This is a genomic window from Mycobacterium sp. ELW1, assembly GCF_008329905.1.
Taxonomy (GTDB): domain Bacteria; phylum Actinomycetota; class Actinomycetes; order Mycobacteriales; family Mycobacteriaceae; genus Mycobacterium.
Map to the genome: position 1 here is coordinate 61243 of NZ_CP032156.1, position 14561 is coordinate 75803.

12 protein-coding genes and 1 pseudogene are annotated in these 14561 nt (G+C 59.9%); 9 read left to right on the plus strand and 4 right to left on the minus strand.

Features of this window, described 5'->3' with window-relative positions; translation table 11 throughout:
• Window positions 1-3 precede the first annotated feature (3 nt).
• The 9 genes and pseudogenes from D3H54_RS30235 to D3H54_RS32285 form a co-directional block, all read left to right on the plus strand.
• The gene (locus D3H54_RS30235; protein ID WP_149383880.1) at window positions 4-330 is read left to right on the plus strand and encodes an MmoB/DmpM family protein; all 327 of its coding nucleotides are present in this window, start codon (window positions 4-6) and stop codon (window positions 328-330) included.
• Window positions 331-333: 3 nt separating this feature from the next.
• Window positions 334-1356, plus strand: a complete 1023-nt coding sequence (locus D3H54_RS30240; protein ID WP_149383881.1) for a ferritin family protein — start codon at window positions 334-336, stop codon at window positions 1354-1356.
• 14 nt (window positions 1357-1370) lie between these two features.
• A complete protein-coding gene (locus D3H54_RS30245; protein WP_149383882.1) occupies window positions 1371-2393 on the plus strand; it encodes a 2Fe-2S iron-sulfur cluster-binding protein in 1023 nt (340 codons plus the stop codon).
• 33 nt (window positions 2394-2426) lie between these two features.
• Entirely contained in the window at window positions 2427-3767 is a 1341-nt protein-coding gene (locus D3H54_RS30250; protein WP_149383883.1) for an aldehyde dehydrogenase family protein, read from the plus strand.
• A 115-nt stretch (window positions 3768-3882) separates the two neighbouring features.
• The gene (locus D3H54_RS30255) at window positions 3883-5520 is read left to right on the plus strand and encodes a GMC family oxidoreductase (protein ID WP_149383884.1); all 1638 of its coding nucleotides are present in this window, start codon (window positions 3883-3885) and stop codon (window positions 5518-5520) included.
• A 35-nt stretch (window positions 5521-5555) separates the two neighbouring features.
• A complete protein-coding gene (locus D3H54_RS30260) occupies window positions 5556-6008 on the plus strand; it encodes a hypothetical protein (RefSeq protein ID WP_149383885.1) in 453 nt (150 codons plus the stop codon).
• A gap of 59 nt (window positions 6009-6067) precedes the next feature.
• Window positions 6068-7522 carry an aldehyde dehydrogenase family protein gene (locus D3H54_RS30265; protein WP_149383886.1) on the plus strand — a complete coding sequence of 485 codons (1455 nt, stop codon included), beginning with the start codon at window positions 6068-6070 and terminating at the stop codon, window positions 7520-7522.
• Between the two features lie 236 nt (window positions 7523-7758).
• Window positions 7759-8670, plus strand: a complete 912-nt coding sequence (locus tag D3H54_RS30270) for an alpha/beta fold hydrolase (protein WP_149383887.1) — start codon at window positions 7759-7761, stop codon at window positions 8668-8670.
• A gap of 352 nt (window positions 8671-9022) precedes the next feature.
• Window positions 9023-10410 (plus strand): annotated as a pseudogene (locus D3H54_RS32285) (hypothetical protein); the annotation flags it as partial.
• A 29-nt stretch (window positions 10411-10439) separates the two neighbouring features.
• On the opposite strand, the gene D3H54_RS30280 reads toward D3H54_RS32285, so the two are convergent.
• From D3H54_RS30280 to D3H54_RS30295, 4 genes are read right to left on the minus strand one after another with little or no spacing between them, the layout of a single operon-like run.
• Window positions 10440-11468: a 2Fe-2S iron-sulfur cluster-binding protein gene (locus D3H54_RS30280; RefSeq protein WP_149383888.1), complete on the minus strand. Its 1029-nt coding sequence runs from the start codon at window positions 11466-11468 to the stop codon at window positions 10440-10442.
• Window positions 11468-11803, minus strand: a complete 336-nt coding sequence (locus D3H54_RS30285; RefSeq protein ID WP_149383889.1) for an MmoB/DmpM family protein — start codon at window positions 11801-11803, stop codon at window positions 11468-11470. The genes D3H54_RS30280 and D3H54_RS30285 overlap by 1 nt, the downstream gene beginning before the upstream one ends.
• A 9-nt stretch (window positions 11804-11812) precedes the next feature.
• Complete coding sequence (locus tag D3H54_RS30290; RefSeq protein WP_286199376.1) at window positions 11813-12862, minus strand: ferritin family protein; 1050 nt, start codon at window positions 12860-12862, stop codon at window positions 11813-11815.
• A 50-nt stretch (window positions 12863-12912) separates the two neighbouring features.
• On the minus strand, window positions 12913-14448 hold the full coding sequence (locus tag D3H54_RS30295) for a ferritin family protein (protein WP_502707770.1): 1536 nt from the start codon (window positions 14446-14448) through the stop codon (window positions 12913-12915).
• Window positions 14449-14561: the final 113 nt, after the last annotated feature.

The window sequence follows — 14561 nt, forward strand, 5'->3', positions numbered from 1 at the left end:
TAAATGACTGTCATCGATATTGATGAGGAAACCGAATCCAGCCACGATTTGGTCGGGCCGGTGATCCGGTCGGGACATTTGGCTGAAGCCGTCATCGACGCCGTCGAGGAGGACAATCCGGACCAGGACGTGATGGTGCTCGACCGCGGCGACTATGTCCGGGTGCACACTATCGGCCGATGCAGACTTAGTCGAGCCAGCCTCGAGAAGGCTCTCGGCCAGTCTTGTCCCCTCGAAACCTTAGAGATCGACATGCCGTCCTTTCGTGGGCGAATGAAAACCCGAACCGACGAATACCTTTGGTACTACGAGAATTACGGGCAGGAGTAAGTCATGACAGACAAAGCAGCCGCGCCGCGGGCGCGCTCGCGGTCGCTAAAGACTTGGAGTTCGTTAGGCAATCTGGGCCGGCGCCCGACCGAGTACGAAATTGTTACTCACGACATGAACCACACCACCGGGCCGGCGGGGTTAGAAATGGGACCCGACGTTTGGGGCAACCGGTGGCTGCGGAATCACCGTGACAGCATGGATCTCGTTGTGCCCGAATGGGAACAGTTCCGCGATCCTGACCAGATGACCTACGCCACTTACGTCGCGCAACAGGACGACCAGGAAACCTACGTCGAAGGTTTGCTGGAACAGTTCGACAGCCAGGACTATGACGCGTCGTTGACCGACGAAGCCCTGAGTCTGCTGCGCCGTGCCCTTACGCCGACACGTTACGTGGCGCACAGTCAGCAGATGTTGTCAGCCTATCTGCAGCAGTTGGCGGTCAGCAGTTACGTCGCCACCTGCGCGGCATTCCAAACCGCCGACCAGCTACGCCGCGTCCAGCTGACCGCCTACCGTACTACCCAGCTCAAGTTGACGCATCCTGACCGTGGATTCGCCACCGGCGAGAAGTCCACGTGGACTGAGGACCCGGAGTGGCAGCCGATTCGCTCAGCATTTGAGTGGGCTCTGGTCGAATTCGATTGGGATCGTGCGTTCGTCGCGACCAATCTTGTGGTCAAGCCAATAGCCGACCAGGTGTTCCTGGTGCATTTGGCCTCCCAGCTAGCGGCGGTAGACGCTCGTCTGGATGAGTTGATCATCGAAAACCTGTGGCAAGATGCTCAACGCAGCTTGCGCTGGACCTCTGCGCTGGTCAACTACGTCTCTACTACGACCAATCTTGCTGTGCTGCAGCGCTGTCTCGACTCCTGGTCTGAGCGGGCGCTCGAGATGATCGACGCCGGAGCCCGGGTGATCGAGACCCCGTCCGGCGCCAGCGCTGCGGCTTCAGCCGCCCGGATCCGCACGACATGGACTGGCTGGCTCGGCGAGTTCGGCCTCAGCGTAGCGACTAGTTGACGAGTGGTTCGGCAGTGAGCGCGAAGGTCACGTTCGAGGGTCACGACGCTGTCGTCGACTGCGAACCGAACGCGACGATGCTGCAGGCCGGCCTGCGGGCCGGCCTGCAGCTACCTTATGAATGCGCTAGCGGGGGGTGCGGCAGCTGTCGGGCTCAACTACTCGAAGGCGACACGGAGACCTTGTGGTCAGACGCGAATGGTCTGACTGAACGTGACCGGCGCCGTGGCAATCGCTTGTTGATGTGTCAGACCATCCCGAACGGGAACTGCAAAATCAAAGTCCCGGCACTCTCATCCCCGCCGGCCGTTGCCGAGCCTCGCCCGGAGCACTTCGGCGGCGAACTGGTCGGTCGTGTGCTGCTGACTTCGGATACTGCCCTCTTCACCGTCGGACTAGACCGGCCCATGACCTTCCTGCCCGGACAGTTCGTGCTGTTCCAGTCCTGGGCGGGCGTCCGGCGAGCCTACTCGATGGCCCATCCGCAACGTGCGGACGCGACGATGGTCGAGTTCGTGATCAAGGCCAAACCGGGTGGTTCGGGGTCCATCTGGTTGTTCGATGAGATCTCGCTCGGTGATTCGCTCATGGTCGAAGGACCGTATGGGCGGGCATACGCGCGGCCGAACTCCGAACAGCCGGTGCTGTGTGTGGCTGGCGGCACTGGGTTGGCACCCATTCTCGCCATCACCGAACAGGTGCTGACCACCGGGCAGGCCCCTTCGCTGCACTTGTATGTCGGTGCGCGATCGGATGGGGACCTCGTTCTGCTGGATCGGCTGGTGAGGCTGCGCGATATGGGCGCCTCTATCACGTTGGCCGCCGAGCAAATCGGAGATGAGCCGATCGGTAACCCGTTGCTACCGGCCGTGAAACTCGGAAGTGTGGTCGACCAAGTCCTTGCCGACTGGAACCACTTTGCCGGATATGACATCTACCTCGGCGGGCCGGCGGGCATGGTTGACGCGGCCTTGCGCGCGCTCGTACGGCACGGCGACGCCGCGGCCGACCGGGTGTTCTTCGACCGCTTCCTCTAATTGGCACCTATCGCACCGGGAAAGGATCTTGACATGCTGGCGGACACCGGAACCGCGCTGCCCACCGACGATGTCTACAGTCGCAATTACATCGGGGGCGAGTGGGTGTTTCCGGCGGCACCATACGAGTTCGAGATTCGAAATCCGGCTGACAGCACCATTACTGCGGTGGTTCCGTTGTCATCTCGTAATGATGTGAACCGCGCCATCGCGGCGGCTCAGGCGATTGACAAAGGCGAATGGGCCGACCCTGAACGACGGGTACAGCTGCTGATGGCGCTCCTGGACCGCCTCAATGCGCTGGAACCAGAACTGGTAAAGCTACAGTGCGGCGAAACCGGTTTGAGTGCTGAGGATTCCGCGGCGGCGCTGCGGGCCACGCTAGCAGTCGCGCGCGCCCTTGTGTTTGAGGTCGAAGGCAGGGCCGATTGCAGGCAACAAGGTGCATCGGGGCATGTGCTGTCGTGGGGCTTGCCACTCGCCGAGATGCTCACATCGGTCTTCGCCACCCTGGTACGCGGTATGTCCGTGGTTGTCAAACCCTCACTGAGGGGGCCGCTTTCGCCGGTTGCCGTGGCGCTGGCGGCAAGCCAAGTTGGCTTCCCGCCGGGTTCGATCAACGTGGTGCAGGGCACGGGGGTGGATGTCGGTGCTGCTTTGATCGGCAGTTCGCTTCTGGATGAGCTTCACGTTCATGGTAATCCAGGCACCCTGGCACAAGCCCGCCGAGCTGAACCGCGTACAGGTGTACCCCTGCGCACGTTGTCAGCCGGTGGCAACGTCGCGATCATATATCCGGAGATTGACGATAGACAGATCTCTGCGATGGCAGCGAAAGCCGCTGTGGGGCTCCGTATCCACAGCACTGGTGGGCCCTTTGGGCAAACCACTGTAGCTGTGCACGACAGCGTCGCACCCAGGGCGCTGGAAGCACTGGTATCCGAAGTGGGTGTTGTTTCGCCGGCGCCGTTGCCGTCTGAACCTCTTCGCCGGGTCGCGATGTCGCGTGTGCAATGGCTAGGTGCCGATGGGGGCCGAACAATGGTCGGTCGGCCGATTCCGGATGATATCGAACACCGGATGGGTTGGCGGATGCCCCCAGTAGTGACAGATCTAGGCAATGCCGCGACGGCCGCAGGACGGCTGAATTCGGCGGGCGAACCGCTCGGCCCCGTACTCACGGTGGTGCGGTGGACCAGTCACGACGATCTCGACCAACTCTTCGCCGGCCAGAGATATCGCGCCGGCTACGCGAGCACTTGGGGGGAGGGGTTCGCCGACGATCGCATCACTTTCGGTGCCGTCGCGCGTTCGCTAAGCCCGCTCGAAATAGCTTGTGTTGGAACGCTTCCCCCGGCCTGGGCGGGCCTATGACGATAAAACATGACCCGCCTGCGGCTTTGCCAATCGGGGCAATACAAGATATTCGACCGCATAAGAGTTCCGCGTAACCAGTCCAACGCGGCGTCTAACGAAGGAGTTGCCTGCCATGTCTGTTCCTGAACATACTAAGACTACATACGACGTGCTCATCGTCGGTGCTGGCCCAACCGGTGCTGTTGCGGCGAAACGGTTCACCGAGGAGGGATTTACGGTGATCTGCCTCGAGCAGGGTGAGTACCCCGATTACACGACCATCAAGAGTGATTCGGATGAGTTTGAACTAGCCAAGGACCGCCACTTCAGCTGGTACCCGAATCGTAGGCAGGCGCCGTCGGACTACCCGATTAATGACGATGAATCCGATGTGGCACCGCTCATGTGGAACGGAGTGGGTGGTAGCTCCATTTTGTACGCGGCTGCCTGGCATCGCTTCAAGCCTAGCGATTTCAGGGTGCACACACTCGATGGTGTGGCTGAAGATTGGCCTTTCGACTATTGGGAGCTCGCACCATATTACGACCGCGTCGAGGTTGATTTCTCGGTCTCCGGACTCCCTGGCGATCCCTCTATGCCAGATTTTGAGCCGCCGCTTCCACCCTTCCCACTTGGTGATATGGAGAGGCGCTTCGCAGCAGCGCACGACCGCCTCGGCTGGCACTGGTGGCAGGGCACGAATGCTATCGCTTCGGTCAAGCATGGAAACTTGTTGCCCTGCGTCCGACGGGGTAGCTGCTTGTGGGCGTGTAACGATGGGGCAAAGGCGTCTGTGGACCGAACCCACTGGCCGGTGTCGATCGCACAAGGTGCCAAGCTGGTGCAGAACGCCCGCGTCCAAAGGATTGAGACCGAAAACGGCCTGGCCACTGGGGCCACGTACGTTGACCGTGCGACTGGGAAGACCCACTTTCAGCCCGCCAGAACAGTTTTCGTCGCGGCGAATGGAATCGGCACGCCCCGACTCCTACTCAACTCGGCGTCTGCATCCCACCCGAATGGTCTTGCCAACTCGTCGGGCATGGTCGGGAAAAGATTGATGATGCACCCTTACAGTGTTGTCGTCGGTTTGTTCGACGATTTCTTTGACGGATGGCAAGGTCCCTATGGTCAGCGCGCATATTCGTTGGAGTTCCAGGAAACCCATCCGGATCGGGACTTCGTTCGCGGCGCGAAATGGCAGCTGATGGGTACTGGAGGGCCGCTCGCGTCGACGGGCGCCTGGCCGTTCAATGGAATTACCTGGGGTAAAGACATTCATAAGGAGGTAAGTCGTCGTTTCGGACACTCTGCAGGCTGGTCGATAATCGCCGAGGATCTCCCCTACGAGTACAACACGGTGACGCTGGATCCCGACCTTGTCGACGATGACGGTTTGCCGGCACCCAAATTGCGCTATCGCGCGTCCGAGAATACGAAACGGCTCCTCGACTTCAATCAGCAGCAGGCCCAAATCTCGATGAAGGAGGCAGGTGCATACGAGACCATTGTTGCGTCGATTGTGCGCGAGACAGGGTGGCACCTACTGGGCACCTGCACAATGGGTAATGATCCGGCCACGTCTGTGGTCGACGGAACTGGGCGGGCGCACGACGTATCGAACTTATTCCTTGTCGACGGCAGTGTCGTGCCGACCTCCGGCTGTGTTAATCCAACCGGCACTGTAGCGGCTCTGTCGCTACGCACAGCAGACCTCGCGATTAAGGCTGCGAAAGATCAGCGCGTGCCTCTTGCAGCCAAATCAATGTAAAGAATTATCAGCTGAATAGATTCTAGGAGACCAGAATGACGACTTATGAGGATATTCAAGCCCAGTTATCCTGGGTATGTGACGCAATTTTGCCTGGCGACGAGGACCTTGGGATGCCCTCGGCGTCTGGGGCCGGAGTTGTAACTCAACTGCTTCCAAGGGCTCTGAAGGTGCGCGATGATCACGCAGAGGACTTCATCCAGGCGGTTGCGAGTCTGCCGGCCGATGTACCTGCGGATCGACTCGCTACCATAAGCGACTCCCTGTCGCCTGAATCCTTCGATCTCGTCACCCATCTGATTGCCGGCGCGTACTACTTGAATGCCGATGTCAACGCAAAGCTGGGATACAAAGGGCAAGAATCACTGCCCTATGACCCCGACTTTGATGAGATCAGCGAGATCGCAGACCGTGTCATTGCGCGAGGCCCCGTTTGGATCGATACACGGACGGGCCAACGGGGACTGCCCAGCGCGTCCGGAGCGTGAACGACGTGTCTCCATCACTGAAACTCGACAGGTCCTCACGGACTATCGGTGAAACTCAGATGTACATCGCCGGCGAGTGGTGTTTCGCGGACGGAGGAGAGACGTTTGCCACCATCGACCCGAACACGGGGCGTGAGATCGCCAGAATTCCTCGTGGGAGGGCCACCGATGTAGATCGTGCAGTTAGTGCCGCCGACGCGGTTGCTCGCGATTGGCAATTCACCGATGCGATCGCTCGTGCTGCGCTGCTTCGTCGCCTCTCAGAACTCGTATCCGCCAATGCCGAGGAGTTGGCTGCGCTGGAGGCGGTGGATTCAGGCCATTACCTGTCGAAGGCCCGTGATTTGGTGTCGGCTATTCCGCTGTGGCTTGAGTATTGGGTTGGCATGGCGGATAAGGTCAACGGCCGCACGATCACCGTGCCTGGCGAAAAGATGAGTCTCACGGTTCTCGAACCACTGGGGGTAACGGCGCATATCGTACCTTGGAATTACCCGCTGTTAGTCATGGTGAGATCGATTGCGCCAGCGCTCGCGCTGGGGAACACCTGTGTGGTCAAGCCCGCCGAAGATACCTCTCTATCGGCCTTGAAGTTCGCCGAATTGGTGGAGCAGGCGGATTTCCCATCAGGGGTGTTCAACGTGGTCACTGGCTTGGGACCTGAGGCAGGGGCCGCGCTTGCCTCTCACCCGAAGGTTCGCGGCATCACTTTCACCGGCTCTACTGAAACTGGGCGTACGGTGGCGAAGCTGGGCTCAGAGCACATTGCCCAACTAAACTTGGAGCTTGGCGGAAAGTCCCCCCTCATCGTGTTGCCCGACGCACGGCTTGACGACGCGGTAGAGGGTGCGATTCAGGGATTCTGCTCGCATGCCGGTCAGGTCTGTATTGCTGGCAGTCGGCTACTTCTTCACGAGGACATCGCTGACGAGTTTCTTAATCGCCTCGTAGCGAGGCTCAAGGACACCCGCGTCGGTGACGGTTTCGATGAAGCTACGCAGATGGGGCCCGTAGTCTCGCTGAAGCAGTACAACCGAATTATGGATTACATCGAAATCGGGAAACAGGAAAGTGTGCTGCGGATTGGGGGAGGTCGGCCCAGAGACGTCGGCTCAGATGGATATTACATCGAGCCCACCGTTTTCGATAAGGTGAGTCCCGAAGCGCGAATAGCGACGGAGGAGATATTTGGCCCCGTGGCAGCTGTTATTCGCTGGAATAAGATTGACGACCTCATTTCCCTAGTCAATAGCAGTGAGTACGGACTGTTCTCGGTGATCTGGACAGAAGGTATCACTAATGCGCTAAACATCGCCCGGCGAATAGACGCGGGTGGGGTGATTATCAACGACTGGTTCGGTGAACTTCCGATGACGCCACATGGCGGAACCAAGCAGAGCGGACTCGGGAGGGAAGAGGGCTTTGAAGCTGTAACCAGCTACACCCAAGTCAAGCATATTGGGATAAATCTTGAAAGTCGCTTGACAACTAATTGGGCTGAGGCGCCGCTTTGAGTGAACCCTTCCGCAGACCGCGATTGGCGGGGCGCGCAAGACAGTCCTTATCACGTTCAACGTCGGTATCTCGAAGGGGAGCTGGTGCATCTACATTCGGTGGCGTTGCGGCGTGTATCGCGGTCCGCCGCGAATTGAAGTGCAGACATTGGTTGACGACACCCACGTGACCGAAACTCTTTCACACAGGGTTAAAGCGTAAATCCGGCATCGTAATCAACGAAGGGTAAGAAAAAATGACAACCGCCTCTTCCTTTGCGACCCCCGCAGTACGGCGTCCAGAGGAATTCTCGCACAATGAGATTCAGTTATCCACGGGCGTGAAAATCCACTATGTTCGGGAAGGCTCTGGTCCCCCGCTGCTGCTGCTTCACGGGTGGCCAGGATTCTGGTGGGAGTGGAGCAAAGTAGTCGCTCCTCTTGCAGAACATTTCGACGTAATCGTTCCCGACCTCCGGGGTTTCGGAGACTCTGAAAAGCCCGACCTCGGCGATATATCGCAGTACACGCTCGATCACGCGACCGACGATCAGGCAGCATTGCTGGATGAACTTGGAATTGACGAAGCCTACGTCGTCGGTCATGATTATGCAGCGATCATCGTGCACAAGTTCATCCGCAAATTCCGGAATCGCGTGATAAAGGCAGCTATATTCGATCCGATCACACCCGACTTCGGTGAGTTCTACTTCGGTATCCCACATGTGTCAGAGTCGTGGTATTCTCAATTCCACCAGACGGACATGTCGGTAGAACTTGTGAGCTCTAGCCGTACGGCGTGCAAAATATACTTTACCCACTTCATGAATCATTGGTCCTATCGCGACGAGCTACTGACCGATGATGAGATGGAGATTTACGTTGACAACTTCATGAAGGCGGGCAATATCCACGGTGGTTTCAATTACTACCGGGCCAATCTGTCGATGACGAGCGCGCCGTGGAACGAACTCGATGACGAGGTCACAGATTTGCCGGTGACGATCCTCTGGGGCCAAGGAGATACGGTGGTTCCTTCGCTACTCGCAGACCGGCTCCCGAAATACTATTCAAACTACACCCTTGAGATAGTCGAGGATGCAGGACACTTCATGATGGTCGAAAAGCCGGACATCGTTATCGAGCGTCTCACGGCCGCTTTCAAATGACTCCCCTTATGGTGTGAGTATTCGCTAAGGGGTGGCCGAATGAGGCTGGTCCGGATGGCGCTGACCGGAACCTGAACTGGTCCACGATGAATTGCCTCGGGCATATCCGGAGAATCCATTTCTCGGGGTAACGGACTCATGTCGGCGAATTCGTCGTTGAGGAGTCCGCGGGGAACACGCCACCGGAGTCGCGGGAGCAGGCGGCGCGGATGGGTGCCGAGATCCGCGACCAGCGTGTAACCTGACTTGGCTCACGTTTCCGAGTTGATGGTGACTGCAGGGCTATGAACTGCATTTTCTTGGTGGGCTCGGCCAGAATTTGTGCACTAAATTGCGGCCGTAGGCTGCCGAAATGGCCTATGTGCGACCGTGAAGACCGCCTCGGGGTCGATCGCGGTGCAGATCGTGTGGTCCACCCGGCGCGGGTCACGCAACATCGAGCACCTCGGCTCAGCCCACGATGAGCCCGAGCTGGCCGCGCTGAAGGCTGCCGCGGCCGAGCGGTTGGCCGCCAATCAGGCCGTGCTCGATCTCGACGTGACCGCTCCGGCGGGCTCGGAGCCGTTGCCGATCACTTCCACCCAGATGACGCACCCCTGGGACGCGTTGTGCGGCGTATAGGATTGTGGGGTTCGAGTCAGCAACCAAGGGCGACACTGTGTTTCGTGACCTCACGATTGCCCGGATCATCGAACCCACCAGCAAGATCGACGCCGAGCGGGTGCTGACCGAGGTCGGTGTCGAACCCGCTTCGTATGCCACCGTGAAGCGCCGCCTGCCCAGCTACGCCCAGCCGCACCTTGGAAAAGCTCGGCTCGCGGAACCCGACTCCGGTATCGGTTTCGAAGTACAGCGTCGAGACGTCGAATAACACCAGCGACGCCGGCCCAACCCGGCGCGGCGCGCGCTGGCCGCAGCCAAGGCTTGGCGCCACTGCTGGGGCCGCAGATCACCCTCGGACTGTTGACCGACGCGTCTGGATTTCCGCTGACCATGCAGGCCTTCGAGGGCAACAAGGCTGAGACCGCCACCATGCTGCCAGTCATCAACGCGTTCAAGACCGCCCACCAGCTCTCCGACGTCACCGTCGTGGCCGATGCCGGCATGATCTCCGAGGCCAACCAGGTCGCGATCAAAGCCGCAGGGCTGTCGTTTGTCCTGGGCACCCGCATCCCGTTTCTGCCCGATGTGGTGCGCGAATGGCACGCCTTGCACCCCGATGAGGCGGTCCCCGATGGGCTGGTGTTGACGCAGTCGTGGCCGGCCACCAGTGCGGAGAAGACCCGCGGCATCCCGGACCGGGTTATCTACTACCGGTACCGCGCAGATCGAGCCCGGCGAACCCTGCGCGGCATCGACGAGCAAGTCCGCAAGGCCGAACGCGCTGTTGACGGACACGCCCCGGTCAAACGCAACCGCTACATCCAGCTCACCGGCGCCTCCAAGTCGGTCAACCGCACCTTGGAGGCCAAGGCGCGAGCGCTGGCCGGCTGGAAGGGCTACACCACCAACCTGACCAGCGCGTCCTCGACGTTCGTCATAGATGCCTACCACCAGCTTTGGCACATCGAGAAGTCCTTCCGGATGTCCAAGCATCACCTGCAGGCCCGCCCGATCTATCACCACCTGCGTGAATCCATCGAGACCCACCTGAGCATCGTGGTCGCCGCGATGGCCGTAAGCCACCACGTCGAAACCCAAACCGGCTGGAGCATCAAGAAATTCGGGCGGTTCGGACGAATTCCATGTTGCTCCAACGGGTGTAGAGATCAAGACAATGGCAGACGGCCGTCGCTGTCATAGAAGGCGTCGGTGTAAACCCGGTTGGCCGGAATGCCTTTGAGCTCGAGAAGCTCGCCAACGGTGTCGCACATGTCCGGAGCGCCACACAGGTACGCGTCGTACGCCGATGCCTCACTGATATCACTGGCGATCACTCGCGTGATACTGCCGTAGCGTGCGTTCGACACCTCTGCGGGCTCACCGCGTGACACGCACGGAATGAACTGGAAGTCGGGGAGCTGCTGCGCGAGCTCGTCCAGCAGATCGAGGTAGATGAGATCGGCCGCGCTAACCGCACCGTAGTAGAAGCGAATCGCGACATTGATGCCTGAGCTGGCGGCGTCGCACAGAATCGACAGAATCGGTGCGATTCCCGAACCGGCCGCCGCCGCGATGACGGGTCGGCCGCTCTCGCGCAAAAACATTGTGCCGAAAGGTCCTTGAACATTCAACGTGGTGCCGGGGGTTAGCTCACTTAGCCGGCCACTGAATGCTCCGCCGGGCACCCGCTTGATGCAGAAGGTCAATTCGAGGTCGGAGACCGGTGCGTTGAGGATCGAGTAAGGCCGACTCTTTCCAGGGTGGGCGAACGACAACTCGGCATACTGGCCTGCCCGGAATCTCAACGACCGGTCAAGTCTCACCCGCACCTCGGTCAACTTCTCAGTGAGGCATCGCTGTTCCACGATCGTACCGGTATAAGACGAGGGTGGCTCCAGCGGCGGGAGCTCCTCGGCTTCGGCGTCGTTGTCGAGCTCGATGATCAGATCGCTCAACGCTTGAGTACAGCACAGCAGGATCGCGCCATCCACGCAGTCCGCACGCGTCAGCGCATAAACCGAAGCTCCGGAATCCTCGACATCGCCGTCGACCAGCCAGTGCTTGCATGATGAGCACTTACCCCGCCGGCAACCGTACCGAATCGAAATTCGATGGCGCAGGGCCGCCGTTAGGATGTCCTCCCCGGTGTCCACGTGGAACTCAGCTCCGGACGGCTCCAACCGGACAGTGGGCATCAGCGCCCAATCCGGTCGAGCTGTGCCATATCGGCGGTGACGATGAAAACGTCGTCCTCGGACACAATCCGGCCGTAGTACGTGGTCATGCAGACGAGGAACTGTGACATTGTCAGAGAGCGGCCGAGGTAGTCGGCGACCGCGTCGAGCGGAATGCTGATGCTACCTTTTGCCTCGAACTGATAGTAGGGCCCCTGATCCTTGACTCGGACCCACGGGCATTGGTCGCTGATGTACTCAAATGCGGCCTGCGCCTCGCTGCTCTTGGCCAGACATACACCTATTTGTTGGCGAGGTCGCTCGGCGATCTTTATGTGCGGAGCATTGGAGTTCATGGTGCCGCCTCACTTGCCGGGGACGGTCAAGCCGACCTGGTCCAGCACATCGCGTGTGTCAGCGAGTGCCCGATCGAGCGCCCGCTGTCCGAAGTCGCCGTTGACTGCCGCCGTTTTGAAGAGCGGCAGGAAAGCCGAGGCTGCGGCGATCGCCATCGGATACCACGACTCCACCCACGACTGCATCACTTCACGGTTCCGGGTGTTCGACACCGTGCGTCCGACCCGGTCGGAGTCAGCAGACACCATTTTGACCAATGCCATCGCCATCGCCCGGTTCCGGGCCCGAGCCGCTTCTGCGGTCATCTCGATCACCGTGGTCACGACGTCGCCATGTAACGGGGCCAGTCGGCGAAAGAACTCACTGCCGACCAGCGCCGTGTAAAGCGGTTCGATGATCAGGTTGGTCATCAGCAGTACTTCACACCAGTCGGTCGACGACATCACGCGTTCGACGAGGCGACGCGCGGGCTGACAGATCGGATCATCAAGCCAGTTGGCCAAGCCCAGACCTTCCTCGTAGTCAGCGATGTGCTCATGAAGGCTGAGGCTGTACAGAGCAATGTTCTGCTGATGTCGCAACCTGTCCTGGGCGGCGAACACCGAGGCCATGGTCAAGGTGTCTGACAATGCCTCGCGCGCGACGAAAGCATGCGAGCGGAACATGCCCCATTCGAATGATGCGAATGCCTCGTAGTGATGTGCCAGTAGCTCCAGCCAGATCGGCGAGATATCGGAGAACGCACCGTTAAGTTGCGCCCCAGTCATCACCGCGGAGACCGACCGTTCGAACTGTGCAAGCTGTTTGACGTACGGACGCTGCCACACCCCGGACGGATCTCGATACTCGAACCAATTTGGATACGAAAGGGCCGTGCTCTCGGGCCGGTGGATGCCACTACCGTCCGGCCGCAGGGCGAGCCATCCGCCGACCTCGAACTGGCCGAGGTCTGGCTGGGTATTGCAAATGACCGCTTCGTACTCGGTCAGCCTGCGCTTCTGCGGGCGCACATAAGTCAGATCGCGGGGCGAATAGAAGCCCTCGGCGACCGTCTCCAAAATGACTCCTGCCGAGGTCAGTCCGTCGTCACGGTCGGCAGTGCCGGACATCAGATTCGGGTGAATGCGTCGGCCGGCAACGACTTGAGCGGGTCAGTAAGGACGAAACTAGTGCGGCGGATGTCGTCAATGGTCCACAGCCACCGTTCGCTAGTGTGCAGATGGGGCTGTCCGATCAACGTCCGGCCGTCCGATCTGAGCAATCCGAACTCCTCGATGTATCGCGCTAACTCGACCCCGTCGTTGACCTCCCACCATGTCAGCCCCTGATGCTTGGCTGGATCCTGTCGGAAGATTTGGAAGCAAGGTGCTGAACAGAAGGCGTGCCGTCGGCCCGCCGAGTCGATGGCCAACTGCATCTCGTTGATGTCGGGTCGAGGCAACACAGCCGGCATCTGGCACACCCGGCAGAGCGGCGGCAACGGCGCAAGGGAGCCGAGCGCCAACTGCCCGTGGCGGGGATCGGCCATCTCTCGATACGCTGTCCAGAACCCGGCATAGTGCTTTTCCCAACCCGGATAGTTGGTCTCGAACCAATCGAAGTCAGCCTCTGTCATGTAGTCGGATCGCCACGCGTGCACGGGCCACAGCGCAGCCGACACCATCGCCATGGTGTGCCCGCCCCATTGGACGTGGCGCTTGGCGTCGCCGATCCACCGCGGTAGCTGTAAGCCGAACGGTTCCAGCCGTTCGATGTAGCTGCCCCCCCAGTCCTCCCAGACCCACTCGTCCCAGTAATCGCGGTAGGACTGCATCGTCCTCGATTTCGAGAAGTAGTCGTAGACAACGCCCTGGAAGTTGTCGAGGAAGCAGTGTTGGCGCCAGAAGGCGGTGTCGAAGTCGAGCTGCAGCATCGGGAGGTTGTCGGGCTCGGTCAACACAGCCGCCAACGTCGCGTACCCGTTCGACATATGGCGGGCTTCATCCGACTGGATCGACAGGAACACCGATGGTGTTGCCTGGTCCCCATTGGCAGCAGCGAGTTCGGTGAAAGCGACGAACAGCGGATTGGTGTACGCAGTCTCGCTGACCACCTGCAGATTCACCGCATTCGTGATCGGGTCGTCGTTCATGAACAGCTCGAAACACGCTCTTCCCGGCCGCGCAAGGGGATCAAACGCCCGCATCTTGAAGCCGGAGTTGAACCCCGCCGGATCCGGTGCATGTTTAGCGAAGTATCGGCTCAGGTAGGCTTCCTGGTTGACGTGGCGTACCTCATCGAGCATTTGGGCCAGGTAGCCTTGCCGCAATTCGGGATTAGATACGGTGTCGACGAGCATCGACGCGCACTTCAGTGCGCCGTACTCGGCAAAGTTCACGACCGCCAGCACGGGTTTCATGACTTCCATGAAGCGGGGTTCGGCCTCGCTGGGGTTGCTCATCCGGGCTAGCGCATCTTCGAGCGAACCGTACGTCCTGTCGTCCTTCTCCTCTTCCATGCTGGCGTACTCGCGCACAAGCGTGCGGAACGGATCTTTTGTTCGTGGCGGGATCTTGTACTTCGTCGGGTAGTGCGCATCGCGATGGAAGTACGAAGGCTCCCAGTCAAACTTCTTGATCTTTTCGTGCTCGGCCGACACTGGCACTGACATCACCTCCCTAAGAGCTTAGCAAATAGTCGACCCGGGGGCTCAGCCCGGCTTATTTTACCACCGCCAACGCAAACTTCCCCCACGTCAAATACCTCCGAACGGAGGTA

Excerpts from the sequence above, each read along its gene's own strand:
- D3H54_RS30235 (WP_149383880.1), top strand. The coding sequence starts at position 4 with ATGACTGTCATCGATATTGATGAGGAAACCGAATCCAGCCACGATTTG.
- D3H54_RS30240 (WP_149383881.1), top strand. The coding sequence starts at position 334 with ATGACAGACAAAGCAGCCGCGCCGCGGGCGCGCTCGCGGTCGCTAAAG.
- D3H54_RS30250 (WP_149383883.1), top strand. The coding sequence starts at position 2,427 with ATGCTGGCGGACACCGGAACCGCGCTGCCCACCGACGATGTCTACAGT.
- D3H54_RS30255 (WP_149383884.1), top strand. The coding sequence starts at position 3,883 with ATGTCTGTTCCTGAACATACTAAGACTACATACGACGTGCTCATCGTC.
- D3H54_RS30260 (WP_149383885.1), top strand. The coding sequence starts at position 5,556 with ATGACGACTTATGAGGATATTCAAGCCCAGTTATCCTGGGTATGTGAC.
- D3H54_RS30265 (WP_149383886.1), top strand. The coding sequence starts at position 6,068 with ATGTACATCGCCGGCGAGTGGTGTTTCGCGGACGGAGGAGAGACGTTT.
- D3H54_RS30270 (WP_149383887.1), top strand. The coding sequence starts at position 7,759 with ATGACAACCGCCTCTTCCTTTGCGACCCCCGCAGTACGGCGTCCAGAG.
- D3H54_RS30280 (WP_149383888.1), bottom strand. The coding sequence starts at position 11,468 with ATGCCCACTGTCCGGTTGGAGCCGTCCGGAGCTGAGTTCCACGTGGAC.
- D3H54_RS30285 (WP_149383889.1), bottom strand. The coding sequence starts at position 11,803 with ATGAACTCCAATGCTCCGCACATAAAGATCGCCGAGCGACCTCGCCAA.